We start from the raw sequence: 26,492 nt of genomic DNA on the forward strand, positions 1-26,492 counted from the left end.
GAGTATGATAAAGAAAAGTGGAGCAGTTATTCCTGTGAAAAAACTAAAATGAAAGGGGAACAAGGATGGGCAATCAAAAAATGAAGGGCAGGTATACGACGCCAGGAGACCGGGATGTTACTGTATTTGTCATCGGAATGAAAATCAATAAATGGCGGGCGGTGCATAAAGGGCTTCCGGTTCTGATTGCGATGCCCCCGATGATAAAAGAATTATCCATAAACAAAGAGCTGGGCTGCATGGGCATACAAAGCTATATTCAGTTTCCAACAACGATGATGATCCAGTATTGGAATTCCAAGGAACAATTGCTGGCATACGCAAAGGCGCCGAAGCATCTGAAGGCGTGGCGGACGTTTAACAAAAGAACTAAAGGAAATGATGCAGTCGGTATTTATCACGAAACGTATATAGTGCCCAAAGGGGCGTACGAATCGATTTATGTAAACATGCCGTCCCTTGGTCTCGGCAAAGCACTTGGCACTGAGCCAGTAACCAAAGCGACCGGCACAGCCAACGAACGAATGGGCCGGACGGCCGGAAAATAACCTGGTTCATAAGGAGGAGGAAAATGGAAGAAGAAAGCCGCAGAACAGCAGGATGGCTGATGATAGTATTGCCTGCAGTTATTTACGGAGGCGTCAGTCTGCTTCAAATGATTGTTTCCAAGGATACAGGCTACGTAAATAATCCGCTCCGGCAGGATTTGTTTCGTGCAGGACATGCGCACGCAGGCGTGCTTCTTATCCTTTCACTGGTCGTGCTTTTATACGTGGATCATACTTCATATGGGCCGAAAGCAAAACAATTTGTCCGCCACAGCATTCCGCTGTCGGCCATACTGCTGCCGGCCGGTTTTTTCTTTTCGGTATTGGATCCACAGGCGACAGAGCCAAACGCATTTATATATGCTGCTTACGCCGGGGCAGTACTTCTTGTCGCTGGTTTAATAACGCTTGGAATCGGCTTAGTAAAAAAATAAAATTTCGAGCAGAAACTAGGACTTACCTCTTGTTATGACGTATAATAATGGAAGCATCATCCCTATATAAAATATTAAGGGCATCTTCGATAAAAAGTGAGCCGATGATATGAAAAAACTATGGATCGCCCTGGCGCTTCTTATTGCAGGGGGTATTACAGCTGGAATATTAATCTTTTCGGAATGCACACAGGCAGCCGCGAGCTCCTGTCTTTATGTAGCAGCGGACGGGGACGACAGTAATGACGGCAGTAAATCGGCACCGCTGCAGACGTTGAACGCAGCTTCTGAACAGGCAGAGCCTGGGACAATAGTCTATGTCAGAGGGGGTACGTACGAAGAACCGCTCGAAGTATCGCAAAGCGGCAGCGCCTCGAACCCGGTTACGTTTGAAGCGTATGAAGACGAAGAAGTAATTTTAAGTGGTGAAGAAATGGAGGAAGAAGCAGGTATAACAGCAATGATTCGTATAGAAAAACAGGATCATATTACCATCCGTGGGTTCACCATTCAGAATTTATCGACAGAGCTTAACAACGAAACCCCAGTAGGCATTTTCGTTCATGACAGCGCCGAAGGAATTACGCTCGATAACAATCACATTCGCGGTATTGAAACAAACGCAGACAGCGGAAATGCTCACGGTATTGCAGTGTACGGCCGGGAATCGATAACCGATGTCGAAGTTATTAACAATACAGTGGAGAATCTTGTGCTCGGTTCAAGCGAAGCAGTCGTGTTAAATGGAAATGTAGAAGATTTTACGATCGCTTCGAATACAGTACGCCACAACGATAACATTGGAATTGACATGATCGGGTACGAGGATGTTGGAGATGACCCGGATCTTGATTACACCCGGAACGGAATGGTGGAAAACAATACCGTCTACGACAATTCTTCGTATGGCAATCCTGCTTATGGTGAGGGGGACGTTTACGCTGCGGGAGGCATCTATGTAGACGGCGGCAGCGACATTGATATTCAAAACAATACGGTCTACAGGAATGACCTTGGTATTGAAGCGACCTCGGAGCAGGACGGGGAACAGGCGGATAATATCCGGATCACCGGGAACACAGTCTATGAAAACAATTTCACGGGTATCTCCATCGGTGGATATGACGAAAAAAGAGGCGGCACGAAGGACAGCACAATTGCAGAAAACGTTATATACCGTAACGATACAAACGATTTGGACGGGGGACAGCTGCTGCTGCAGAATGATACGGAAAACAACAGGATTGAAAATAATATTTTAACAGCAGGAAGCTCCCGTGTATTTGTGGCTAATTACTTTGAAGACAACACGGATAACGAATTTGACCAGAACGTGTATCACCGGGAGAAGGGCAAAAAAGGTATTTGGATCTGGGAAAATGAGCAGGTCTCCACGCTTAATGAATTTCAGTCCCTGATTGGCAGTAATAACGATTCCCGCTACGTGAATCCGCAGTACAAAAACGCCTCGAATTACAATTTTGAATTGTCCCAGGATTCCCCCGCACGTGATGTCATTGAATAAAAAAGAGCCGGACGGATAGCAGTTTATCCGTCCGGCCTTTCTTATGCTTTTAAAGGATGGTGCGTTTGTTCATCCACTGGCTCATTTTAGTAAATAATGTCGGCGGATTTGGACGTTCAAGGTTATTAGGGTTGCAGAAAGCAAAATAATCGACTTTTTCAATAAAGTACGTAAGACGGAGCAGAGCAAACAGAAGGGCCCCGCTCGATCCAAGGGCAAAGCTAAGTCCGTACCCGTTGTATCCCAAAGGAAGCAGCAGGAAGGTGAGAACCGCATTTAGAGAGAAAAACAAAATGGAAGTAATCATTGCGCCGCGCCGGTCTTCAAAGTAAAGAAGAATCAGCGTCAGAACAAGAACCAGAGCGTTTGAAAACGCTCCGACCGTCGTAAAACGGAAGATCGAGATAATATCGTCCTCGATTGGTATAAAGGTAGTAACATAGCCGATCGATAAAATGATTACTATCGAAATCAGGCCCTGGCTGCGAACGAGCCGCTCAAGCTCCTGCCTTAAGACGTACTGCATAGATTCCTTCGCCGTCTTGATCTGCTGAAGCGTCCCTCCCTGGTTGATATAGCCGTAAAACGAACGATACCGTTCGTAGAAACGGGTCTCTACGGATACGACAAAGATAATCAACGTAGGAATAATAGTCAGGTATGACCAGAAAATTGCGGTGTCATACACCCGGTTATAAACGAATGAGTCGAGAAGAATCGATCTTCCTTCCCCAAACCAGATAATCCAGTTGCATACCCAGATACCGACATTATACAAAAATCCGGTCCAGAATAAGGTCGGGTATTTGTCAAAATAGCTGATGTATTGAAACTGGCTGTCAGACGTATGAAGTGGGAACGTAATCAGCATCGAAAACAGCAGCCCGAATAAGGTGATAACCATGCCGCTCGTAAACCCAAGCACAAGCATAAAGCTTGTAGCGTGCGGGATAAACGTAAAAGCTTCTGCGGAGCGTCCGAGAAGAAATACCATACCGACCGCAATTACTGCCCCGGACAAAAAGCTGTAGGCAACAGCCTGGTAAAACTTTGCGGCACTTAAGAATAAAAACAGTACCCAGATCAGATTAATAGTTACAAACAACACGAGAAGCAAAAGCTCGTACAGAAATGGCAGAGAGCTGATCCATATAAAAATGAGCCAGGCGGTAACAGCGAGAAACAGAGTCACTTTTGTCATTCCGAGAAAGGTGGGAAAGACTTTATTTGTCTTATTCTCGTAAAATAAATCCGCCACATATCGCGTGACTACGAGCTGCTGGATGCCAAAAAGCACCTGGGAAAAAATGAACGAGTAGGAAATAGATAAGTTGAACAGTTCCCTTTCCTGCAGCGTTACTGGAAGAAAAACCATTGAAAACCATTGGATCATCGCAATAGTAGCAATAACAACAATCCAGGGCCCGGCGGTCACCAGGCCGGCAAAAGCATAAGCTTTCATCCTGGATGAAAAATAGTCTTCCTGAAACAACTGCTGGAGTTTAAACCCTATGCCGGCCATATTCGAGCCCCCTTTGGTGGTAACGTTCTGTGTACTCCTGGATAAACTGGTGAATCTGGTAATACGCTTCGACCCGGTTCTGACCGTTCCGGCCGAACTTATCAGCTTCCTCCGGATGCTGATAAATCCATTCACAGCGCTGGGCGACCTGGTCTGGGTTAACCGGCGGAACAACAAAGCCGGCCGGCCCGTATGGATCACCTTCCCGGCCGTGAATCAGCTCGGAGCAGGAGCCTACATTTGTTGCGATAAACGGAAGGCCTGCCGCCATGCCTTCAAGGACGGCGAGGGGCTGACCTTCAGAAATACTCGTCAGCAGACAAACGTCAAAGGTTGGCAGATAGTCGGTGATGTTGACTTTCCCGACAAGAAAGACGTGATCCTGAAGGCCAAGCTGATCGACGAGACGCCGGCACTCGCCGGCATATTCGAGGTCTTCGTCAAGCGGTCCCATAATAGTGAGTTTAAAAGGGACAGACCGGCTTTTTAAAATATTCCCGGCATGAATCATCGTTTTAATGTCTTTAATAGGGACAACACGAACGATAGCACCAATATGGACATAGGAACGATGATGGTTATCTTTTTCTATGAGCGATAAGCGGGAGTAGTCAATTCCATTTGGAATGATTTCAATTTTAGCCGGGTCGGCCCCAATATCCTCCTGCAATTCGCCGTTACGGGCAAACAGCGTGATCACATCATCTGCCTCCTTGTAAGCCTGACGGGAAAGGTGATGAAAAAACGTAATCCATCGCTGCTTGTAATAATCTGGTATCCAGTCAGCCTGCAGAATTTCTTCCTCCCGTTCCCGGGAATAGATACCATGCTCAGTCAGCAGGTACGGAATTTCCTGCTGTTTTTTTATGGCTGCAGCTACCATGCCGGCATAGCCTGTCGAGGCTGAATGCACAATATCAAGCTCGGGGAATGAAAATTGGAGTAGTTCAATGACAGGAGCGAACATGCCCCGCCACATCCAGAAATAATCGATAAACGAACCGGACTGGTTTTCTTTATCATAGCTTTGCTGCACAATTTCCCAGAACAGGCTGCTTGAGAAAAAGTTCTCTGTGCCCCCGAGCTTCTGTCCGAGAGCAACCAGAGCGTCCGAACGGACAGATTCAAACATCATCCATTCAGTAATAGCTTCTTCATCCTCGGGCGTCAATTGGAAATTTCGCTGCCGTCTCGGCTGCTGCATATTAAGTGGAAGATTCAGCACCTGTGAAATATTGCGCGGCAGTTCATAACGGTAATCTTCCGGAGAGATCGGCTCCGGAGTAATGGCGATGATGACGAATTCATGCTCAGGCATCTGCTTAACGAGCATCTGGACCCAGCTGGCCACCCCGCCGCTGACGTACGGATAGCTTCCTTCTACAACCATGCCTATTTTCATGATGCATCATCCTTTAGTGGAATTTCAGCCTGCGGCTCTTCGAGTGTGAGCTGGTACAATGTGCCGGAATCGCCGTAGGCTTCAATGGAACCGAAGTCAAAGCTCCCTGTTTCAATGGAGGTTCCTTTTTCAACACGAAGCATCATAGTAGAGGGCTCAAGCAGTTTCTCTCCCTGAATCGTAATCCGGTCCTCCTGGTATATAACGTCAATGTTTGAAGTCTGGTAGCTTTTCATTCGTTCTGTTGCCTGGGCCTGGGTCATGCTGTCGAGATTCGGATAAGTCTCTTCGACAAAAACTGCCATGTCTTCAAACTGGGCTTTCATATCCTCCCAGCCTTCTCCGTAAGCCCGGTCCGGGTCAAGCACGTCATCCGGGTGAATAAAGTGGGAAAATACACCGAAGTTTGCAACTGCATCTGCCTGAATAAACTGAGAGTCAGGGCTTTCCCAGTACCCGCTGGAGATGCGTGGGAAATGATAAATCGACGGATATTCTTCGTCTTCTTCAAACTCCTGGATGAAGCTTCCTTCGCCTTCACCTGTATAGAGAGAAGCAATTGTGTTGATACTTGGAAGAGCTTCATGAATTGCTTCAATCCCGGTTCTGTTCAATACGTTGGAAGGAGGCACGTACGTTTTAAATTCCTCTTCAGGGTAGTAATGCTGAAACACTTCCTCTACCCGTGTCAGTGATTCCTCCATTTTTTCCTGGCTTTCCCAAGGGCGGTATAAAAGCTCGGGATCCATCGGTTCGTCTTCGGTTACAAGCGGCTGGTGATTGTATCCGTGAAGGCCGATCTCTCCGTCATGACGGTAGACATTTCTGCCAAAGAAAAGCAGTGGAAAGCGATCATTTTCAATAAGCTCTTCGGCCGTGGCATCCATTCTATCTTCATACGTGCCGATGATTAATCCGGTATACGTGAGATCATGGTCCATGCCGATTTGCTTCATATCCTCCCACCAGACATCGGCGTAAAAATCTTCCACAGACATATTGTACTGACTGGCAATTTGCTCATCTTCCGCTGTCGGAGCCGGAGCAGGGAAATCATCAATATGGGCCATCTTAATATCAGCCTGGCTGCTTGCAAAAGCAGGCGGCAGAATAGATAGTGACTGCAGCAGCATCCCGCGTGCATTTTTCATTTCCATAGCGGTAGTGTTCCAGAACATTGCTTTTCCGTCACCATATTCGTTCGTCCACATTAACGGGTCGCCTTCGGTCGATAAATAAGGATCTGCTCCTTCGCGCAGCGTTATGTTGGCGATGCTGTGGGAAAACAGTTCAGAATCAGAATCAAGATCGGTATAGCCAGGGAAGAGCTCCTGCTCAAAAGTCAGGCCCTGACGGTTGCTAAAATCATTCACATCATCGATGCCGAGCATTTCATTGTATCGGGTATCAATAAATCGCGCACCAATATAGAGGCGTCCGCCCTCTTCGACGAACGATTCTATTTCTTCAAAAGGCCATTCTTCGGCATGTTCGCCGGCGAGTACGAGCACGTTGTACGGAGAAGGTTCGAGATCCGAAATTTCTTCCTGCGAAATTTCGGTGTAGGGCACTTTGGCGTAATCAAGAGCGTATTCAAAGTTATTTAACGTTTTTTCAGATAGGTCACTGTCATTTTTGTGAATGTAGACGTTCATTTCTTCCCCCGCCGTTTCCTCACTGCCTGAATTCATCGTTTCTGTTTCTTCCGCTGTATTAGATGCCTGATGGGGGAGCCAGAGCTGAAAACGCTCGAGCCTGATAAACTGGAGAATAAGAAGAATACTTAAAATTACAACGAAGAGCCCAATTGTTGACTTCATCATCTGTTTTCTCATGAAACGACCCCTCCCATCTGGCGGACAATATATTGCCGGTTTTCCGGTATTTTTTCTGTATCCACATTTTCATGCATCCGGGAGAGTACCTGCCCAATACCAGTCCAGTCTTTTTGATTATAGTAGTATTCAATCAGGTTCAAATAGCCATCGGCTTCATGTGGGAAAGCCTGAAGCATATACATGTACGTATTGATGGCCTGTGTCGGGGAACCTTGCTGCAGATAGATGTCTCCAAGCTGGTTAAAAACTTCCATATGGTCCGGAAAGTCTTTGGCTGCCTGTTCTAAAAATTGAAGAAATACGTATCGGAGGTGCTCCTGCGAATGATCGTCAAGCAGGCGGCTGTCGAGATAGCCCCGGTAGACGCCCATCAATCTGCTGAGAGTCTCTTCATTGTGGGAGCGGTCATGCTCTGCTTTCGCTGTATCTAGACTTTTTTCATAGCGGTCGACAAGCAGATTCATCGTTGTGGCTGCATAATGGACGGTCTCTGAATCATCATTGTTGAGGCCGAGATTCAAATACTTTCCTTTGTCTGAGATATTGGAATTAATTAACTTAAGCATTAAGCTTTTACGATCCGGCTGGTTCTCATTTGTAAATGCTTCCATCAAGGGAGTGAGATTTTTATTGTCTTTGGCTTCATAGCGAAGGTGCTCGAGGTTAATCGGCTGAAACTTTACGTATTCTGTATAATCAGAAACGATTTTGTTTGAATCCACCCGTTTGGAGCCCCACCAGGCAAGGAGACCGAAGGCTTCCCCAATGAAAGGAAGAAAGCAGCTGATCAGTACAATCCAGATAACAGCTCCGTACTGCTCAGGCTTCAGTCTTTTTTTCGCGGCCTTCGCCGCTGCAAACAGAATACAGGCGTGAACGATGTAAAAAAGAATAACTAGTATCGTTGGCTGTATGAGATTACCCAGCATGAGTACCTCCTTTTTCTTTTAAGGCTTTCTTAATCCGCTTTTCCACAACCTGGGCATTTTCAGCATCGGTGCCGGGAAGGAGGAAATAAAGAATACTCTGTTTGGAATCAAAGCCGATAATATCTATTTCACGCAGATAGGTCCGCAAAATAACTTCAGCTTCAGCAACAGACATCCCTTCAAAGCGGTCAAACTGAATGGCTACCGTACTGTATGGCACGCCGTATTCTTCCTGACGTACGTCCTGCTGTGCAACGTGAGCATCAAAGGCGTCTTTATAATAAACATTTGTACCTGGAAGCATTTGCTTCTCTTCATCCTTCGCCTGCCATTCACGTGCTTTTTCGATACGATTGGAAATCCAGTCGAGCACAAAGGACATAATTTGGATTTCATGGGTGGTAAGACGGGCAAAGTCGAGCTGGTCGATAATCAATACTTCCTGGATTTCGTTATTGTAAACGATTGGCCCTGCAATTACCGGGGCATTTTTTTCATCTTTGATATTTCGCAGCGTGATAGCTTTTTCTGTGAACAAACGTTGGTAAAAAGATGATTCTTCGCTTAAAAATACGGTTTGCGGCAGGGTCTGCGAACTTCCCTGACGTACTCTCAGCCGGAGGGATCTTTTGGACGAATCAACGTGATAAATCGCAATGTCATTAGCTTTAAATAAATCTGCGATAATCGCTATCGCTTCATTTCGCACAAGCTCTGGCGTAGGCTGGTCCAGCTTGATGCCCACCTGGTAAATCTGGGCAAGAGTATGTTCGGAGTCCAGTACTTTTTCCTGCATGACCCGCTGGGAATCCTCGAGTTCTTTAATTGTTCTGGTCAGTTCCTTATTATCATCTTTCAATTCATCCTGGGTGTACGTAATGCTTTCATAGCGTTCCCGGTAGGACGAACTGTAAAGGCCGCATATAACAGCGAGAAGCAGGGAAAATAATAAATAAAGGTAATCCCCGGTATCATAAAACAGAAGAAATAGATCATCCCCTGCTGTAAACGTGGCAATAACGTGATATACAAGGGTAGTGAAAAAACTTAGAATGGCAATATTAATGCCGTACCGCAGAGAGAAAAACAAAATAACAAACAAAAATGGGTTAAGTGTCCAATCAAGCATCCCCAGCTGAAATACCTGGTCAATGATTCCGAGTACAAGAACGACAACGAGCAGCTCCACAACTTTTCTCCACACATTTTTCTGCGTGTAAATCATCCCATCACCTCTTCAAAAAGTTATATTAAATTTACGTGCCATGTTGCTATTGCTGCCCCTTCAGAGTAAGATTGATGAAACTTTGTACTTACAAAAGAATTGAATTTGTGATATTAAGGGTGCAATGACATGGTTCATAAATCCCTGCACTCAAAAAGGACCGGTCCTAATTTTGTGCTTCAATGCTTGTTTATTATCTGTAAGGAGGAGCGCTATGGGTATTATCTCACAAAAAATGATTTTTGTTACAAATTTTTCTGTATTTTTTTATAAGTCTTTTCTAATGAAATTAAAACCCGCTTCTCACAGTGCTTTCCCGCTGTTGAAAGTAAAAAATTACAAAATTTTTTACGATTCCCCAAACAAAAACATACTTAGGGAAATGAAAAATTATGATGTAGTAATCATTGAGCCGGTGTATTATTCCAGGCAGCAGGTGAAAGCCATTCAACGGGCGGGAACGAAAGTTTACGGTTATATTAATGCAATGGAAGCAGACCGGTGGAATGAGGCTTTGTATGCACAGATGGAGGAAAAAGATTTTTTTCACCGCAACGGGGGGCGTGTATATTATAAACAGTGGGATTCCTACCTTATGAATATGGATGAAGTGCATTACCGGCAAGTCCTGCTGAATGAAGTCACAAAGCAGGTTTACTCCAAGGGATGTGACGGTGTGTTTTTAGACACGGTAGGAAATATTGATGATGAGCACGAAAATGATCCTGAAATAATAAGTACACAGCGTGCAGCGGTGGCTTCGTTTATGCAAAGCATTAAAGATAAGCATCCGCAGCTTGCCATCATTCAAAACTGGGGGTTTGATACGCTCAGCGCTGTCACGTATCCGTTTGTAAACGGCATCATGTGGGAAGGGTTTGAGTATTCATCAATTGCGGGGGATGAATGGGCGCAGCAGAAAATTGCCAAATTAAAAAAGCTGCGGAAAAAACACAAAATTCAAGTGCTCACGGTATCGGGGCGTGAAGAGAAGGAAAGTCGGCAATATGCGGAGCTTCACGGCTTCTGCCATTTTCATTCCCCGCATGGATACAATGTCTGGGAGTAGATAAAAGAAAAGCAGAGCAGTAAAGAGCTTTGCACGTATTAGTATTGTTATTAAAAAGAAAATGATGTAGTTTGGAAATAATAAATAACCAAATTTTGGAGGAGATCAGTGATGATTCTAGTAACTGGCGGCGCAGGATATATAGGAAGCCATATTTGTGTAGAACTGTTGGAAGAAGGTCATGAGGTAGTGGTTATTGATAATTTTTCCAACAGCCGGCCTGTTTCTCTGGAACGGGTGGAAGGGATTACAGGAAAGAGTCTTGAATACTTCAGCGTGGATTTGCTGGATCGTGAAGGTATGGAGAGCATATTTGAACGATTTGATATCGAGGCAGTTATTCATCTCGCAGGGCTGAAGGCAGTGGGAGAGTCTGTGGAAATACCGCTTAAATACTATCATAACAACATTACCGGTAGTATTATTCTGCTTGAAACAATGAAAAAATATAATGTGAAAAAGATGATTTTTTCGTCTTCGGCTACCGTGTATGGTACGCCAAAAACAAATCCAATCACCGAAGACTTTGAGCTTCAGGCGACGAATCCCTATGGCAATTCAAAACTGATGATTGAAGATATTCTCCGGGATCTTTACGTGTCCGATCACGAATGGAGTATTTCTATTCTCCGGTATTTTAACCCTATCGGTGCGCATCCAAGCGGTAGAATCGGAGAGTCTCCAAGCGGTATACCGAATAACCTGATGCCATATATAACACAGGTAGCTGTAGGGAAGCTTCCGCAGCTGAACGTGTTTGGCGATGATTATCAGACAAAAGACGGCACAGGAGTACGGGACTACATTCACGTTGTAGACCTTGCCAAGGGCCATCTAAGCGCTCTGTATAAATCGATGGAAGGCCCGGGAATTGGAGAGTTTAACCTTGGCACCGGCCAGGGCTACAGTGTACTGGATTTGGTGGAGGCATTCGAAAAAGCATCCGGCAAAGAAGTTCCATATGAAATACGGGACCGGCGTCCGGGAGATATTGCAGTGTGTTATGCTGATCCGTCCAAGGCACGTAACGAACTGGGATGGACCGCTCAAAAAGGAGTGGAAGATATGTGTGAAGATTCCTGGCGCTGGATTAAACACAATCCCGATGGTTATCCATCTATGTAAATGGTGTTGATTAAGAAAAAGCCTGTCTCTTCAGGCTTTTTTTTGTATTTATTTCTAAAATTAATAAATATTTCTAAAAAAATGTACTTTATATATATAAATATAGTTCTTATAGCACGGTACTTATTTATGAATAAGCAGTATAATAAAGGAAATAATAAATGCGTGTTCACTCATACATATGCCGGTCGACCGGCATAAATAAATAAATGGGGTGAGCAGGATGGGTATGAAGTGGTTTAAAGCCGCAGTCCTTCTAGTATTTTTGCTTGTTACCTGTTTTTCGTTTCCGGTTCAGGCGGACGCTGCGAGTTCAAAGTATGTCGTGAAAGGAAATACTTCGAGCAAGGTGGTGGCGCTGACTTTTGATGACGGCTCGGACGGCACTAACATTTCTAAAATCCTGCAGACGCTGTCGACCCACAATGTAAAAGCTACGTTCTTCTTGACAGGAACTGGAACGAAAGATCACCCGCAGTCTATACGAAATATAGCGGCTGCCGGACACCAGCTTGGCAATCACTCCTACTCCCATCCTGATTTCACTACCATTTCCACTACTAAAATGAAAAAAGAATTAGCAGACACGGAAGCCCTGGTGAAAAGCACTACCGGGAAATCAACTAAGCCAATCTTTCGGGCTCCGTTCGGCGCTACGAATTCCACCGTGCTTAAAACGGTAGGAGATGCAGGCTATACGCATACACTGCACTGGAATATCGATACGATTGACTGGAGAGGGCTTTCAAAAACACAGGTATTGAATAAAGTAGTAAATAATATTGAACCGGGTTCGGTCGTATTAATGCACACAGGGGCAGGAGCGCCTGGCACACCGGCCGCACTGCCGGAAATGATTACAAAGCTGAAAGCGCAAGGGTACAAATTTGTAACGGTCTCTGAACTTCTGCAAATGCAGGATTCGACGTCGGCCGGAGGAGCTTCTTATACCGTAAAATCGGGGGACACGCTGTACAGCATTGCCAACCGGAACAATGTGAGCGTGACAGAGCTGAAAAAAGCCAACAGCATCCCAACGAGTTCGAACGTCATCAGGGTTGGCCAGGTACTGAAAATTCCGGGTAAAGGCACCACTGCTCCGCCTCCTGCTAATTCCGGATCATATACCGTAAAATCGGGAGATACGCTGTACAGCATTGCCAACCGCAATAATGTAAGCGTGACAGAACTGAAAAAAGCTAACAGCATCCCAACGAGTTCGAACGTCATCAGGGTTGGCCAGGTGCTGAAAATTCCGGGTAAAGGCACCACTGCTCCGCCTCCTGCTACTTCCGGATCATATACCGTAAAATCGGGAGATACGCTGTACAGCATTGCTAACCGCAATAATGTAAGCGTGACAGAGCTGAAAAAAGCTAACAGTATTCCGACGAGTTCGAATGTCATCAGGGTTGGCCAGGTACTGAAAATTCCGGGTAAAGGCACCACCACTACCCCTCCGTCCTCTTCTACCACTTATACCGTAAAATCGGGGGATACGTTGTACAGCATTGCTAGAGTAAACAGCACTACTGTCCAAAAAATCGCTGCAGACAACAATATTTCCAATACGAGTGTTATCAGCGTCGGTCAGGTGTTAAGAATCGCTTCGTAAGAAAAGGTTGAACGTAAGCCCTGTGCGGGTAAAGGTAATCAGACCGCAAGAAAAGGGAGGTTTTCTAATGACCGAAATTACGTTCAAACCAGAAAAAGGCACACACACCACGAAAAGCAGCGATGGCCATAATATTCAGTACACGATCAACTTTGTGGAAAAAAATAACGAACGCGCGGTACACGTCAATTACGAAACGAAGGACCGGCTCACTCCGCAGGCCGGAACAGTACTGTTTGAAATGGGAGAAACAAAGATAGAGCAACGCGGAGTTGTTTTTAATTTAGATGGTACGCTTGAAAAGGGGGAAAATGAATAAACCGGCCGGAATGCCCCGGCCGGTTTTATTTATGGAAAAAAGAGGAATGTAAGCGGAATTTTTGGTATAATAACTTTTCAGAAAGGAGTAATGGCCTATGATATTATTACTGATGCTTTCATTTAAGGCGGTTTTAGCCTTCGTTGCTGCTGTAAATATTCTTTTAGAGGCTTTTACTCCACAGCCGCTGCTGACCGGCTGGATGACAGGGATTCATGTGTGGAGCCTGCTTTATTTATTATACTTCAGCCTGCATAAGAATTTTGACGTTGAAGAAGGAAATGAACCGAATGGAAGCTACCGGTGGATTCTGCCTGCCCGGAAACGAAAAGAAAAGGTAGCAGACATAGAAAATAAAAAAAGAAAGAAAAAATTATCATAAGCGTACAAGTTCTTTATGAAGTCTATAAATTTCCTCATTAAAAATACGTGAGAGGATTTGAACACCGTTTTGAGAAAGGCGGGTTTTTACTTTTTTCTTATGAATTTCACGAAGCCAGTCGCGCCGGTCGTTAATATCACCAAGCAGAGGCTGCATTTGTTTGTACAGTTCTTCGGAACGGTTCCCATCAAACTGGTATATACTGCTGGTGTATTTGTACAGATAACGCATCTCTTTCGTTTGCAGGCGTACGTCATGCAGGGCGGCGAGGGTCCGGGCGTGTGTCCAGCCATGACGGTCTTTAATGGATTCGTAGCGGCGAAAAGTTTTTCGATAGGTGCTTTCTTTTTTCTCCAGTCGATCTTTTAAGGGGAAAAATCTGCTGAACAGCGGTAGCTCGCTTTCAAGAAAGAAATGCCATTGCTTCATATGCGCGTCTTTAATCATTTCGGGGAGTTTTGTAAGGAGAGCTTGCTGATGCTTTTTTTGTTTGAGGTACTGGAGTCGTAAAACTGTTTTAAATACTTCTTCCTGCCGGGGATCCGTTGTCTGGTCTAGGAGCGATTGAAAAGAAGAAATTATCACATCACTCTCTCTTAAAGGGGCAAGAAGGCGGTGGATACGCTTTAGCCGTGTGCGGACGTCATGGGAACGTGGAATGCCCAGAAAATCGATAAGCGCCTGAAGTCGGCGCCCGGTCACGCGCGCCTGATGAACGTCTTCGGTGTCTTCAAGAGTGAGAGCTTTCCTGCAGTAGGTGAAATGATCGGAAAACAGCTGATCCAATGTGCTCTTCCAACGGTTTGTTTCTGCATGGGAGCTTTCTTCCCGACAGTCGAGACACAGATACGACTGGCCTGCGGGCAGCAACTCTTCTTTTTTTCTGCAGAGGGCGCAGGAGGCTGTATAGGTTTTCAGATAAAGATCACCCTCACTTTCATCCCATTCAAGCAGGGTCTCTTCCTCCCACTGCAGCGAGTGGCGGAAGGAGGCAGGAAGGAGCACGCGCCCGTCGGGGTCAACTTTTTTCTTGTAAAATACCCCTTCCGGCGGTATTGTATTAAAAGAAAAGTGCAAACATTTTTCAGAAGCCATGAGAGTGATAGTAATGGTTGAGTGCTTAGAGACATGATGCAGCCTGGCAGGCACAAAAAGGCGTCCTGTCTTGTCAAATGTTACCGGTGTCAGACTATACATAGAAAGTCCTCCCCAAGGTGAGTGTTATCGTTGCTTTACCCGGTTCTTATTATTTTCATTCCTTTAAGCAAAGATGGCCCTTGACACTTCCCAGGACAAAAGTGTAATATTATCTTTAATTAAAGATAATTGAATTAAGGATATGGTAAGCATGAGCAATCCTATGAGTGGGCAGGACCTCGCTTTAAAATCATTAGTCGTGTTATCAAGAGCCAATCACGCAGTAGAAGAAAAAATTCGGGAAGATATACGTGCGCATGGTTTGAATCCTACTGAATTTGCTGTGCTCGAGCTTTTGTATCACAAAGGAGAACAGGCCATTCAACGCATCGGAGAAAAAATTCTGCTTTCGAGCGGAAGCATGACATACGTTATTGATAAACTCGAAAAGAAAAAATATCTTTTCCGGACCCGGTGTCCGGAAGACCGGAGAATTATTAATGTACGTATTACAGAGGAAGGATCTGCCCTGATGGATGAGATCTTCCCCCGTCACCAGGCAGCTATTCAGGAGATGTTCAGTGTACTTGATGACCAGGAAAAAGAAACATTTATAGCTATGCTGAAAAAATTAGGTCTTTCTCTCAAAAAATAAATTTTTTTACGTTAATATCTTGAATTAAAGATATATGGTTTCAAAATAATGGTGAAGAGAGGATGAATATGAAGAAAAAAACTGCTGGTATTCATCACATTACGGCTATCGTAGAAAATCCAAAAGAAAATGTCGCCTTTTATTTAGAAGTACTTGGTTTAAGACTTGTTAAGAAAACCGTTAATTTTGATGACCCCGGCACGTATCATCTGTACTTTGGTGACAGTGAAGGTTCGCCGGGCACCATTATGACGTTTTTTCCATGGAGTCAGGCACGTAAAGGGCGCACCGGCAGCGGCCAGGTGGATACCACGGTATTCGCTGTCCCTACCGGGAGTCTTGCCTTCTGGAAAGAACGCCTCACGGCTTTCGGGGTGAAAGTAGAACAATTCGGAAGATACAACGAAGCGTATCTCCGCTTTCAGGATCCGCACGGTCTTCATTTAGAGCTGACGGAACGTCCGCTGAACAGGAACAGTTCTTCAACGGTACCTGAGGCTTACGCCATTCAGGGATTTGCCGGGGCGGTACTGAATTCCGGGGCGCCTCACCAGACAGCTGATCTTCTCGAGCAGGTGATGGGAATGAATTATGCAGGGCAGGAGGGGATGTATCTGCGTTTCCAGAGCGAAGCCTTTGTAGGTAATACCGTTGATATCAGTACAGCTCCCGTTCCAAGGGGAGAACTTGGGACAGGTACTGTACACCATATCGCTTTCCGGGCTCAGGACGACGCGGAGCAGCTCGAATGGCAGCAGCGTATAGCGGCCCATGGCTACATGCCCACAGAAGTGAAGGACCGTGATTATTTCAAAGCCATTTATTTCCGGGAGCGCGGTGGCTTGTTGTTTGAGATTGCGACCGATCCGCCGGGGTTTACCCGGGACGAGCGGCTCGAACAGCTGGGGCAGGAATTGAAGCTGCCGGTATGGCTGGAGCCAAGGCGACAGCAGATTGAAGCGTCACTGGAACCGGTGTATGCATCAGAATAAAGGAGGATTACAGTGAAACACATTTTTCAACAGGGAACTGACCAGAACAAACCGACATTTATGCTTCTTCACGGAACAGGAGGCACGGAAAACGATCTATTACCGGTAGCGGGAATGATAGATGATTCCGCTTCGGTGCTTGGAGTGCGTGGAAATATTACGGAAAATGGCATGCCAAGATTTTTTAAACGGCTGGCCGAAGGCGTGTTTGATGAAGAAGATTTAATGAAACAGACGGAAGAGCTGTATGGATTTATAGACACCGCTTCTGCAGAACATTCATTTGACCGGAAAAACGTCGTGGCGGTTGGATATTCCAACGGCGCCAATATTGCTGCGAACCTGCTCTTTCATTACGAAGAGCCGGTGAAAGGGGCGGTGCTTTTTCATCCGATGGTGCCCCGCCGCGGTATACAGCTTCCGGATTTAACAGGTCTGCCTGTGTTTATTGGAGCGGGAAAAAATGACCCGATCTGCCGCCCGGAAGAAACAGAGGAATTGGCGAAAATGCTTGAAGCAGCAGGTGCTGAGGTCACCCTTCACTGGGAGGACGGCGGCCATCAGCTGACAAGAGAGGAAGTGGAACAGGCGGCTGCCTGGTATCAACGATCGGTGCTGTAACTGAATTGACTCTCGTGTGTGAATGGAGCACGCATCCTTATACCAGAAAACATGCAGGATTAAAAGAAATGGTGGTGCACGAAAGTGGGACTATTTGATTTTTTGAAACAAAATACAAGGAGCGATGAAGCAATGGAAAATGTAAAAGTAGCAGTTATTTATTACAGCGCAACAGGCACAAACTACACAATGGGACAATGGGCCGTGGAAGGCGCAGAGGCAGCCGGGGCGGAAGCGAAGCTTGTCCGTGTTCCGGAGCTTGCACCTGACGAAGCGGTACATGGAAACCCGGCCTGGAAGCAGCACCTCGAAGATACCTCTCATATTCCGGAAGCGACACTTGCTGATCTGGAATGGGCAGATGCCTTTATATTCAGCATGCCGACGCGTTTTGGCAACCTGCCGGCACAGATGAAGCAGTTCATTGATACTACCGGCGGCCTGTGGATGAACGGGAAACTGGTCAATAAAGTAGTGAGCGGCATGTCCTCCGCCCAGAACCCGCACGGCGGACAGGAAGCTACAGTGAAAAACCTGTATACGACGATGATGCACTGGGGCGCCATTATAGCTTCCCCGGGCTACACAGATCCAGTCACATTCGCTTCCGGCGGCAACCCATATGGCACGAGTGTAACGGTCGACCAGGAAGGCAACATGCAGGAAGATATTGAAGAAGCCGTCAAGCATCAGGCGAAGCGTACAGTGACAGTGGCTTCATGGGTGAAAAAAGGTATGGAGCAGCAGTAATTAAAAGGGGCGCACGCGCCCCTTTTATGTGAAATCTAAAAAGGATTTGGAACAAAGGAGGAACACATGGTGGAAGGAATCAGAGGCCTGCACCACGTAACAGCTATTACGAGCAGTGCAGAAAAAAATTATGAGTTCTTTACGTACGTATTAGGCATGAGACTGATCAAAAAAACCGTGAACCAGGACGATATCCAGACGTATCATTTGTTTTTCGCCGATGATGAAGGAAATGCCGGCACAGACATGACCTTTTTTGATTTTCCGGGTATCCCTAAAGGCACACACGGCACGAATGAGATCGCGCGAACATCTTTCCGGGTGCCAAGTGACGAGGCTTTAGCATACTGGGAAAAACGGTTTGACCGAAAAGATGTTAAGCACCAGGGCATCTACGAACGCTTTGGCAAAAAACGGCTCCCATTCGTTGATTTCGATGAACAGCAGTATGAACTTGTTTCCGATGAAAACAATGAAGGAGTGCCGGCAGGGAAACCGTGGAAAAGCGGTCCTGTCCCGGACGAGTACGCGATTACGGGGCTCGGTCCCATTTACGTCCGTATCGATAACATTGACTATTTTAAAGAAATGATGGAGCGGGTGCTCATGTTTAAAGAAATCGGGCATGACGGCTCATTTCATTTATTTGAGGTCGGAGAAGGAGGAAACGGCGCCCAGGTGATCGTCGAATACAACGCGGTACTTCCGCCGGCGCGTCAGGGATACGGCACCGTTCACCACTCGGCCTTCCGGGTAAAGGACCGCGAAGAGCTCGACGCCTGGATTCAGCGGATGGCAGACTTCCGCTTCCGCACATCGGGGTACGTGAACCGGCATTATTTTGAATCACTTTACTCCCAGGTGGCACCGCAGATTTTATTTGAATTTGCAACGGACGGACCGGGATTCATGGGAGATGAACCATATGAAACCCTCGGAGAAAATCTCGCTCTGCCGCCGATGCTCGAGCCGCAGCGCGAACAGATCGAAGCATCTGTGCGGCCGATTGACACAGTAAGAAGCACGAAAACATTTGAAAAAGAATACAACGACTAAGTCATCTCCTTCGGCCCCGGGCCGGAGGTTTTTTATAGGAAACACATTTGCCTGAAAAATGGAAAGTATAGTAAGCTGGCAAAAAGAAGTCAGAACGCATCTCCATGCAGAAAGGCGGACGTAAAATGAAAAAAGACATCTATGTGGTGGGAGCAGTCATTTACGACAAAGAGTGGATTCTTTGCGCCCAGCGCGGACAGACGAAAACTCTTCCGCTGAAATGGGAATTCCCGGGTGGGAAAATTGAAGCAGGGGAAACGCCGGAAGATGCGCTGCAAAGAGAAATCAGGGAAGAGATGAAATGCGGCATCAGCATTGAGGACAGAATTGAGGAAACAACGCATGAATATGATTTCGGCATCGTGCACTTAACGACATTTTACTGCAGGCTTACAGGAGAAGAACCGAGGCTTACGGAACACCGTACAATCAAATGGGTACATAAAGAAAATCTGTATGAATTGGACTGGGCACCGGCAGATATTCCCGCCATTCATAAAATCACTCAGTAGTTTTTTATTACAAACATAGGCAGGAGCTTGATGATGGACACAGTACGTCAATTACAGGAATCTTTATACCGCGGCTTTATTGACCAGAACAGCTACGAGCGCAGTCCTTTTGCACCAAAGCTTTTGATGAATGACAAAAAGAAGCATGAGGAGGTGCTCGCTACACTTCTTTATGAATTGCACCGATGTGACTCTTTTTTCTTTTCCGTAGCTTTTATTACGGAAAGCGGCCTGGCCACCTTGAAAACACATCTTCTGGAGCTGAAAGAACGCGGCGTGCATGGGAGAATACTTACCTCCACCTTTCTGCAGTTTAATCAGCCGAAGGTCTTTCAGGAGTTGCTGAAAATTACAAATGTGGAAGTGCGATTAGCGGAAATCGATGGGTTTCATTCTAAAGGGTATGTATTTAAGCATAAAGACCATTATTCACTGATGGTCGGGAGTTCGAATCTGACGGTGCATGCGCTGAAGGTGAACTACGAATGGAATATTAAGCTGCACTCTCATGAAAACGGAGAAGTGATTCATCACTTCCGACAGCAGTTTGAAGATACCTGGTCGCAGGCGATTCCATTGACGGAGAAATGGATAGAAAAGTATCAACAGCTGTATCGCCCGCAGGCCCAGGAGAAGATTGCTGAGCTTTCTCCAGGCTGGATTGCACGGAACGCAATGAAGGAAGCACTTGAAATCAAGCCGAATAAAATGCAGCAGGCAGCTTTGAAAGAACTGGAGGCCTTGAGAACAGCCGGGGAGCAAAAGGGGCTCGTCATCTCAGCAACAGGAACAGGAAAAACGTATTTGGCTGCATTCGATGTCCGAAAGTACCGGCCCCGAAAGATGCTGTTTATCGTACACCGGGAGCAGATTCTGCGGAAAGCAAAGGACGACTTCTCCCAGGTTCTCGGCGGACGCACAGAAGATTTCGGATTATATACCGGCGCCGGTCAGGACACCGGGGCCCGCTACGTGTTTGCAACGATACAGACGATTTCAAGAGATATCCATCTGCATCAGTTCGACCCTGAAGCGTTTGATTACATTTTAATTGATGAAGTACATAAGGCGGGGGCTGCGTCGTACCAAAAAGTTATTGATTATTTTCAGGCCTCATTTTTACTTGGTATGACCGCCACACCGGAACGAAGCGATGATGTAAATATTTTCGCTCTGTTTGACTATCAGGTGGCGTATGAAATACGGCTGCAGGAAGCGCTTGAAGAAGAAATGCTCTGTCCTTTTCATTATTTCGGAGTGACCGATTATGAAAAAGACGGGGAAGTGATTGATCAGACGACAGATTTGAACCGGCTTGTGTCGGAAGAGCGCGTAGAACACCTGCTCGAAAAAATCCATTATTACGGTCATTCCGGGGAGGCGGTGCGTGGACTGATTTTTTGCAGCCGCAACCGGGAGGCAGAAGAGCTGTCGGCTCTCATGAACCAAAAAGGACGGAATACCGTAGTGCTGACGGGGGCCCATTCGCAGGACGAGCGGTGGAAGCAGGTGAATCGTCTTGAAAACGGTGTGATTGAATACATTATTACAGTGGACATATTCAATGAAGGCATTGATATACCGAGTGTGAACCAGGTCGTCATGCTCCGGCAGACGCAGTCGAGCATTATCTTTACCCAGCAGCTTGGGAGAGGACTCCGCAAAGACCCCGCCAAGGATTTCGTAACCGTCGTGGATTTTATCGGCAATTATAAAAATAACTACCTGATTCCAGTGGCACTCTCCGGCGACCGCTCGCTCAATAAAGATCATATCCGCCGTCGGATGCAGACCAATCGTTTTGTTCAGGGCGTTTCCTCCATTAATTTTGAAGAGGTGGCGAAGAAGAAGGTGTTTGCTGCTATCGATCAGACGAACCTGCAGGAAATGCGAAAGCTGAAGGAATCTTATATGAATGTAAAACAGCGGATTGGGCGGATGCCGCTTTTAAAGGATTTTTTACAGCAGAATGCAGTGGATCCGGAAGTGATCATCTCCAAATACGGAAGCTATTACAGGTTCCTGGGCAAAATGAAGGAAAAGGCTCCCCGGCTGTCTCCGCTCGAGGATCAGCTGCTGCATCTCATTTCGGCTGAATTTATTAACGGAAAACGTCGGCATGAAGCTGAAGTGCTGCGGCATCTTCTCTCGCACGGCCGCATTACGACAGACGAAATAGAGCGCATTGTACACGCGTCGGGGGACGGTGAAACAAAGGCAGCGTCCGTATCAGTGAAGCGGCTTTTAACGACGGATTTTTTTACAGACCCTTATCAAAAAAAGTACGGCAGGACTCCGCTGATTGAAGAGGACAGAGGAACCTTCATATGGCACACTGCGATGAAAGAAGCGCTTGGCGGTTCATCTTGGTTCAGCGTGCTTGTGGAAGATGTGCTTTCCTGTGCAGAGCTCAAGAATGAACAATACGGCAGACCGCCGTTTACGCTGTATTAGAAGTATTCCCGTAAGGACGTATGCCGGCTGCTGAATTGGGAGAACGATGAAAGTTCAACAATATATGGATATAAAACGAAATACGGCACAACTCCTATTTTTATTACGTATCATAAGCCGGAAGACGTGGAAGCCAATATCAATTATGAGGATGAATTTATTAGCCGCAGGGAGCTGCAGTGGTACACCAGAAGTAACCGGACGACTGCTTCAAAGGAAGTGCAGGAAATTATCAATGCGGATGAACAGGGGAACCGTATTTATGTCTTTGTGAAAAAAGACGATGATGAAGGCCGTGAGTTTTATTACATGGGCGAAGCAAGCCCGCTGAAACATAGTGCAGAAGACCGATCCATGCAGGATAAAAACGGAAAATCAATTCCGGTGGTGCGGTTGAAGCTTCAATTAAAGGAAGAAATCGATGCTGATCTGTACCGTTACCTGCACAGTGATTAACGGATAATAGAACCGGCGAGTTAAATAAGGCCGGCAGAGTTATTATCTCTGCCGGCCTTATTTAATAAGCTAATGGACAGGTTTAAGCCTCTTTTTGTTCATTGGAGGCGGCCCGCAGGCCTGGCAGGGGAACAAGCCGTACAGGCACCAGTTCATCTTTTCGGTAAGCCTTTAACGAATACTCCTCTCTCATCAGGGAAACGTAAACAAGCCTTTCATTATGGAGAAAAGCCATATGAGGCTCTAATCGTTCTCCCTCAGAAGGAGTAATATGGAGAGTAAAGGGTTCATTGTTTTTCAAACGTTTATCTACAGGGGCTCCTGCCAGACGGTTAAGCTCCTTGAGTGTTTTTGTCAGTTTGTAATCGAATATGCTCTGCAGCATAGTTACTTTCCTCCTTTCAATAAAAATAAGGGAGAGCCCATCCTTTCTTTGCGCTTTATCTAAAAAAATACAAAAAGCCAGAAAAAGTGATTATAACTTTTTCTGGCTTTTAGCCCGGTTATAGATCCGGGCCACAATTACCATGTATGCAGTTATTGTAGAAGCAGGATAGCTGATAACTATCCGGGTCGTTTCGTTTCAGAATTCGGCGATTAGCTTTTGGACTGATGCCTTTATGAAGTTCTGAAAGAAGCTTGAGTTTTTCATATTCGTAAGAGGGGATTTTGAAGTTGTGATGTACATATTGCCACATTCTTTGTTTATTAAACATATCGCATGTATATAAAATATCGTGGTAAAATATGTTAATCATAAAAATGATTCAGAAGCTCGCACGCTGTGAGTTTTCTTAGTGCTGAACGGGAGCGGAGGAATAATCAAAGATTTTCACGGCTGCTGCTGATGCTTGCTTTTTTAAATGGTTTTTTCACCTGGGCAGCCCATGGCTTGGGGAGTATGTAAAAACATCTTCCCGTCTTCAGTTCTAACGTACATGGAATATGTTTATTCTATCGCCTTGTTTCCCGGACTAGGCTGCTCTTCCTTCGGGTATAGGAGAACATGTACACTGAGAGGAGGAGCGTATAATGAAAAAAAACGCGTTAGTGACTGGCGGGAATCGTGGTATTGGACTGGAAGCCTGCCGGCAGTTAGCTCAAAGCGGCTTCAAAGTATGGCTTGGAGCAAGAAATGAGAAAGCAGGCAGGGAAGCAGCGAAAGCATTGCAGGACGAAGATCTCGACGTGCAGTTTATTGCTTTGGATGTCGGCCTTCCTGATATGGTGGAGGCGGTGAAAAAACAGATTCTGAATGAAGACGGAAAACTCGATGTGCTGGTAAACAATGCCGGGATCTTTCCGGATCAAAAGCAGTCCATCGTTGATATTGAGCCGGAGGCGTTTGAAGATATTCAGTTAACAAATTATTTCGGTCCCTTTTTTACGATGAGGAGCTTTATGCCCTCCATGCTTGAAGCAGGCTATGGACGTATTGTAAATATAGCCGCTGAAATCGGAGTTGCCGGTACTATGGATGCACCGATGGGAGGAGCATACAAAGCCTCTAAATATGGGTTAAATGCTCTGACGCGTCTGTTCGCCGGAGCGGTGCGAAAAAAAGACGTGAAAGTGAATTCGGTCAGTCCAGGATGGGTACAGACCGATTTGGGCGGAGAAAAAGCAAAACGCAAGCCGGCTGAAGCAATGGAAGGTATTTTGTGGCTTGCCCAGCTTGAAGAGGACGGTCCAAACGGAAAGTTTTTCCGCGATAAGGACGAACTGGATTTTTAAAGCAGGCGCACTTCCCGGAGTGCGCTTTTTTGTTGAAGAAATTCCATCATTAATCACAAAAATACCCCCACCTTAATCTGTGGTGGAGGTATCATCTGCATCGTCGTTAATGATGTTAACTACCTGCTGCGTCGCCCGGCGGCCTTCATCGGTGTCCTGGAGCTGAAACACATGAGGCATTTCCGGATACTCATAGTAATTGATGGGAATATTTTTCTCGTCGGTAATCTCAGAAAACTTCCGGGCATCCGCGAGAAATAATTCATGGGTGCCGACAATCAGAGTCATATCTCCAAGGCCGGTCATGTCTCCGTAAATTGGACTTACCATCGGATTTTTCAGATCAGCGTCCCCGGCATAGGAAGCTCCGGCATTCAGCAGCCATTCCAGGTCAAGAAAAGGGTCTACTGAAGTTAAATCCTGGATGCCGGGATTTGTCATGCTGACGTCAAGCCACGGAGAGAGCATGATAATATCTCCCGGCTGTTCGATGTCCTGGCGGTCTAGCTCCTGGGCAAGTGCGAGAGCCAGCCCGCCGCCGGCGGAGTCGCCCATAATGACAATATTTTCAGCTTCTGTGTTTTCAAGTGTCTGCGTATAGAGAGGCACCAGCTTTTCGAAGTTCTCTTCATACTGATGCTGCGGGGCTTTCGGATAAACAGGAAGCATTACCGTGCTGTCGGTCTGATCCTGGACGCCTGCAAGCCACTGAAAATGACGGGGATTTGGCTGACTGACGTAGCCGCCGCCGTGCAGATAAATGATTTTCTTTTCTGCGGTCTGTTCGTTTTCGAGTACATAGTTGTCCATGCCGTTTAATGTCATTTTTTCGTAATCATAACGGGCCTCAGTTTCTTCGGGAAGCTGGTACTCCGGCCTGTCCGGATAAGGCCCGTCTTTGCCGGTGCCGGTTGAGCCGTCAGCAAGGTTTGTCACTACGGACATTACCGAGCGGTCCTCGTGCCAGCTTGTGTAAAGAATAAACGCAGAAAATCCTGCAGCGAAAAGACCCAAAAGGCTCAAAATCCAGTATTGTAATTTTCTCTTTGGTGTTTGTCTTTTCATGCACCGACCTTCCTTAAAAGTTGCTTCGTGAGAATCAATACGTATTATCTTAACACAGGTATTGAATTGTTTACAGTTTTCGGCCCAGGAGGAGGTCGGGGTGTTATTTGCCGATAAGAAACGGGGCTTTGTTTTTGATTAAATATACGAACGGCACACTGATGATAAGCGTAACTACAGTAAACATAATTCCCCATAAAGAAGTAATAGGCATAGGGTTGCCTTCAATACCGAAGCCGTATTCGAGCGTGATACGGATGATGGCAAAAATCATAAAATGAAGAGCGAAAATGATCAATGAGTTCTGTCCCAAATAACTGAGGATGCGGCTTTTTCCTTCCAGACGGAAGCTTAAAAATAAAATACCCGCAATGCCAAGCAGAGAAGTGGAAATAAAGATAGGAATAGACTCATATTCCCCGGAGCGCATGTCGATGCGATTTATAAATTGAATGAGCGGATATATAAGGCTTAGTGTTGCTGCGGCTGCCACCCAGCCGAAGGAGTATTCGAATATTTTTGTCCGTGCCTTCAATAAATAGCCAAGTCCGAAAAACAATACGGCCACAGTAGCTACCTGAATACTCCATGGGAGCATAGAGTCAAACCAGCGGGTGGAAAAATATCCTGCCGCAGCGACAGCGACAATGCTGATAACGCGGACACTGTTCCATGGCACATATTTGAGGAGCAGGTAAAAGCCGATCTCGACTACAAACAGGCAGGTTAAAAACCATATAGCCGGGTTGTAGGTGAGCAGGTAGTTGTCTCCAGCAGAGTAAAAAATACCAAGAGCGGGAATAATAGCGTCAACGTCATCTTTACCCAGGAGAGGACGCTCGAGAAAAAACCAGAACGTATATGTAATGACGGAGAAAGTAAAATAAGGGATGAGCAGTGAACGCCCTTTTTTTTTGGCGAAACCGACCGGCCGGAGCTCAGTATAGCCTCCTTTAAACGTCACGCCGGATAAAAGAAAGAACAAAGGCATATGGAAGGCGAAAATATACTGGCGTAGAATATCGTCAATGGGGGCGTGTCCGAGGACAACCAGAATTATGCCGAGACCTTTGGCAATATTCACCCATTCAAAGTGCTGATTCATCATTATCACCTGCGTCAACTGT

The 26,492-nt window shown here is 46.1% G+C and carries 24 protein-coding genes and 1 pseudogene; 16 read left to right on the top strand and 9 right to left on the bottom strand.

Annotated features, from left to right (window positions below; all coding sequences use genetic code 11):
- Nucleotides 1–65 precede the first annotated feature (65 nt).
- The 3 genes from BLV22_RS12025 (at nucleotide 66) to BLV22_RS12035 (ending at nucleotide 2,507) form a co-directional block, all read left to right on the top strand.
- Nucleotides 66–548 (top strand): DUF4188 domain-containing protein, encoded by a 483-nt coding sequence (locus tag BLV22_RS12025; protein ID WP_091615696.1) that lies wholly within the window; start codon nucleotides 66–68, stop codon nucleotides 546–548.
- Nucleotides 549–571: 23 nt separating this feature from the next.
- Nucleotides 572–982, top strand: a complete 411-nt coding sequence (locus BLV22_RS12030) for a hypothetical protein (protein WP_091615699.1) — start codon at nucleotides 572–574, stop codon at nucleotides 980–982.
- Nucleotides 983–1,091: 109 nt separating this feature from the next.
- Entirely contained in the window at nucleotides 1,092–2,507 is a 1,416-nt protein-coding gene (locus BLV22_RS12035) for a right-handed parallel beta-helix repeat-containing protein (protein ID WP_091615702.1), read from the top strand.
- 49 nt (nucleotides 2,508–2,556) lie between these two features.
- Here BLV22_RS12035 and pelG read toward each other — a convergent pair whose 3' ends face one another.
- Genes pelG through BLV22_RS12060 form a run of 5 tightly spaced genes read right to left on the bottom strand, consistent with a single transcriptional unit; the run spans nucleotide 2,557 to nucleotide 9,423 of the window.
- Nucleotides 2,557–4,029: an exopolysaccharide Pel transporter PelG gene (gene pelG, locus BLV22_RS12040; protein WP_091615704.1), complete on the bottom strand. Its 1,473-nt coding sequence runs from the start codon at nucleotides 4,027–4,029 to the stop codon at nucleotides 2,557–2,559.
- A complete protein-coding gene (pelF, locus tag BLV22_RS12045; protein WP_091615707.1) occupies nucleotides 4,010–5,431 on the bottom strand; it encodes a GT4 family glycosyltransferase PelF in 1,422 nt (473 codons plus the stop codon). The genes pelG and pelF overlap by 20 nt, the downstream gene beginning before the upstream one ends.
- Nucleotides 5,428–7,266 (bottom strand): DUF2194 domain-containing protein, encoded by a 1,839-nt coding sequence (locus tag BLV22_RS12050; protein ID WP_091615709.1) that lies wholly within the window; start codon nucleotides 7,264–7,266, stop codon nucleotides 5,428–5,430. Before BLV22_RS12050 ends, pelF begins: the two co-directional genes overlap by 4 nt.
- Nucleotides 7,263–8,198, bottom strand: a complete 936-nt coding sequence (locus tag BLV22_RS12055; RefSeq protein ID WP_091615712.1) for a tetratricopeptide repeat protein — start codon at nucleotides 8,196–8,198, stop codon at nucleotides 7,263–7,265. Before BLV22_RS12055 ends, BLV22_RS12050 begins: the two co-directional genes overlap by 4 nt.
- Nucleotides 8,188–9,423, bottom strand: a complete 1,236-nt coding sequence (locus BLV22_RS12060) for a hypothetical protein (protein ID WP_091615715.1) — start codon at nucleotides 9,421–9,423, stop codon at nucleotides 8,188–8,190. The genes BLV22_RS12055 and BLV22_RS12060 overlap by 11 nt, the downstream gene beginning before the upstream one ends.
- A 382-nt stretch (nucleotides 9,424–9,805) precedes the next feature.
- On the opposite strand from BLV22_RS12060, the gene BLV22_RS12065 reads away from it, so the two are divergent.
- From BLV22_RS12065 to BLV22_RS12085, 5 genes are all read left to right on the top strand, one after another.
- The gene (locus BLV22_RS12065) at nucleotides 9,806–10,492 is read left to right on the top strand and encodes a putative glycoside hydrolase (protein WP_176967765.1); all 687 of its coding nucleotides are present in this window, start codon (nucleotides 9,806–9,808) and stop codon (nucleotides 10,490–10,492) included.
- A gap of 108 nt (nucleotides 10,493–10,600) precedes the next feature.
- Complete coding sequence (gene galE / locus BLV22_RS12070) at nucleotides 10,601–11,617, top strand: UDP-glucose 4-epimerase GalE (RefSeq protein ID WP_091615719.1); 1,017 nt, start codon at nucleotides 10,601–10,603, stop codon at nucleotides 11,615–11,617.
- Between the two features lie 229 nt (nucleotides 11,618–11,846).
- Nucleotides 11,847–13,232 carry a LysM peptidoglycan-binding domain-containing protein gene (locus BLV22_RS12075; protein WP_245724090.1) on the top strand — a complete coding sequence of 462 codons (1,386 nt, stop codon included), beginning with the start codon at nucleotides 11,847–11,849 and terminating at the stop codon, nucleotides 13,230–13,232.
- A 67-nt stretch (nucleotides 13,233–13,299) separates the two neighbouring features.
- Nucleotides 13,300–13,551, top strand: a complete 252-nt coding sequence (locus BLV22_RS12080; protein ID WP_091615722.1) for a hypothetical protein — start codon at nucleotides 13,300–13,302, stop codon at nucleotides 13,549–13,551.
- Between the two features lie 97 nt (nucleotides 13,552–13,648).
- Nucleotides 13,649–13,933, top strand: a complete 285-nt coding sequence (locus BLV22_RS12085; protein WP_091615725.1) for a hypothetical protein — start codon at nucleotides 13,649–13,651, stop codon at nucleotides 13,931–13,933.
- Here the strand turns inward: BLV22_RS12085 and BLV22_RS12090 are convergent.
- Nucleotides 13,928–15,130 (bottom strand): CHAD domain-containing protein, encoded by a 1,203-nt coding sequence (locus tag BLV22_RS12090; protein ID WP_091615728.1) that lies wholly within the window; start codon nucleotides 15,128–15,130, stop codon nucleotides 13,928–13,930. The genes BLV22_RS12085 and BLV22_RS12090 overlap by 6 nt on opposite strands.
- A gap of 151 nt (nucleotides 15,131–15,281) precedes the next feature.
- Here BLV22_RS12090 and BLV22_RS12095 point away from each other — a divergent pair, with 151 nt between their 5' ends.
- The 7 genes and pseudogenes from BLV22_RS12095 (at nucleotide 15,282) to BLV22_RS12125 (ending at nucleotide 22,566) form a co-directional block, all read left to right on the top strand.
- On the top strand, nucleotides 15,282–15,725 hold the full coding sequence (locus BLV22_RS12095) for a MarR family winged helix-turn-helix transcriptional regulator (protein ID WP_425433810.1): 444 nt from the start codon (nucleotides 15,282–15,284) through the stop codon (nucleotides 15,723–15,725).
- Nucleotides 15,726–15,793: 68 nt separating this feature from the next.
- Nucleotides 15,794–16,717 (top strand): ring-cleaving dioxygenase, encoded by a 924-nt coding sequence (locus tag BLV22_RS12100; RefSeq protein WP_091615734.1) that lies wholly within the window; start codon nucleotides 15,794–15,796, stop codon nucleotides 16,715–16,717.
- A 12-nt stretch (nucleotides 16,718–16,729) separates the two neighbouring features.
- Nucleotides 16,730–17,338 carry an alpha/beta hydrolase gene (locus tag BLV22_RS12105; protein WP_091615736.1) on the top strand — a complete coding sequence of 203 codons (609 nt, stop codon included), beginning with the start codon at nucleotides 16,730–16,732 and terminating at the stop codon, nucleotides 17,336–17,338.
- 132 nt (nucleotides 17,339–17,470) lie between these two features.
- Nucleotides 17,471–18,088, top strand: coding sequence for an NAD(P)H:quinone oxidoreductase (gene wrbA / locus BLV22_RS12110; protein ID WP_091615739.1), 618 nt, complete (start codon nucleotides 17,471–17,473; stop codon nucleotides 18,086–18,088).
- Between the two features lie 69 nt (nucleotides 18,089–18,157).
- The gene (locus BLV22_RS12115; RefSeq protein ID WP_091616200.1) at nucleotides 18,158–19,144 is read left to right on the top strand and encodes a ring-cleaving dioxygenase; all 987 of its coding nucleotides are present in this window, start codon (nucleotides 18,158–18,160) and stop codon (nucleotides 19,142–19,144) included.
- A 125-nt stretch (nucleotides 19,145–19,269) separates the two neighbouring features.
- On the top strand, nucleotides 19,270–19,656 hold the full coding sequence (locus tag BLV22_RS12120; protein WP_091615741.1) for a (deoxy)nucleoside triphosphate pyrophosphohydrolase: 387 nt from the start codon (nucleotides 19,270–19,272) through the stop codon (nucleotides 19,654–19,656).
- 30 nt (nucleotides 19,657–19,686) lie between these two features.
- Nucleotides 19,687–22,566: pseudogene (locus tag BLV22_RS12125) on the top strand (DEAD/DEAH box helicase).
- An 82-nt stretch (nucleotides 22,567–22,648) separates the two neighbouring features.
- Here BLV22_RS12125 and BLV22_RS12130 read toward each other — a convergent pair.
- Nucleotides 22,649–22,951, bottom strand: a complete 303-nt coding sequence (locus tag BLV22_RS12130) for a hypothetical protein (RefSeq protein ID WP_091615744.1) — start codon at nucleotides 22,949–22,951, stop codon at nucleotides 22,649–22,651.
- Between the two features lie 647 nt (nucleotides 22,952–23,598).
- On the opposite strand from BLV22_RS12130, the gene BLV22_RS12135 reads away from it, so the two are divergent.
- Complete coding sequence (locus BLV22_RS12135) at nucleotides 23,599–24,300, top strand: SDR family NAD(P)-dependent oxidoreductase (RefSeq protein ID WP_091615746.1); 702 nt, start codon at nucleotides 23,599–23,601, stop codon at nucleotides 24,298–24,300.
- A 72-nt stretch (nucleotides 24,301–24,372) separates the two neighbouring features.
- Here the strand turns inward: BLV22_RS12135 and BLV22_RS12140 are convergent, their stop codons facing one another.
- Nucleotides 24,373–25,365 carry an alpha/beta hydrolase fold domain-containing protein gene (locus BLV22_RS12140; protein WP_091615749.1) on the bottom strand — a complete coding sequence of 331 codons (993 nt, stop codon included), beginning with the start codon at nucleotides 25,363–25,365 and terminating at the stop codon, nucleotides 24,373–24,375.
- A 103-nt stretch (nucleotides 25,366–25,468) separates the two neighbouring features.
- Nucleotides 25,469–26,473 (bottom strand): acyltransferase family protein, encoded by a 1,005-nt coding sequence (locus BLV22_RS12145; protein WP_091615752.1) that lies wholly within the window; start codon nucleotides 26,471–26,473, stop codon nucleotides 25,469–25,471.
- Between the last annotated feature and the right edge of the window lie 19 nt (nucleotides 26,474–26,492).

Source organism: Marinococcus luteus (assembly GCF_900106595.1).
Lineage (GTDB): Bacteria > Bacillota > Bacilli > Bacillales > Marinococcaceae > Marinococcus > Marinococcus luteus.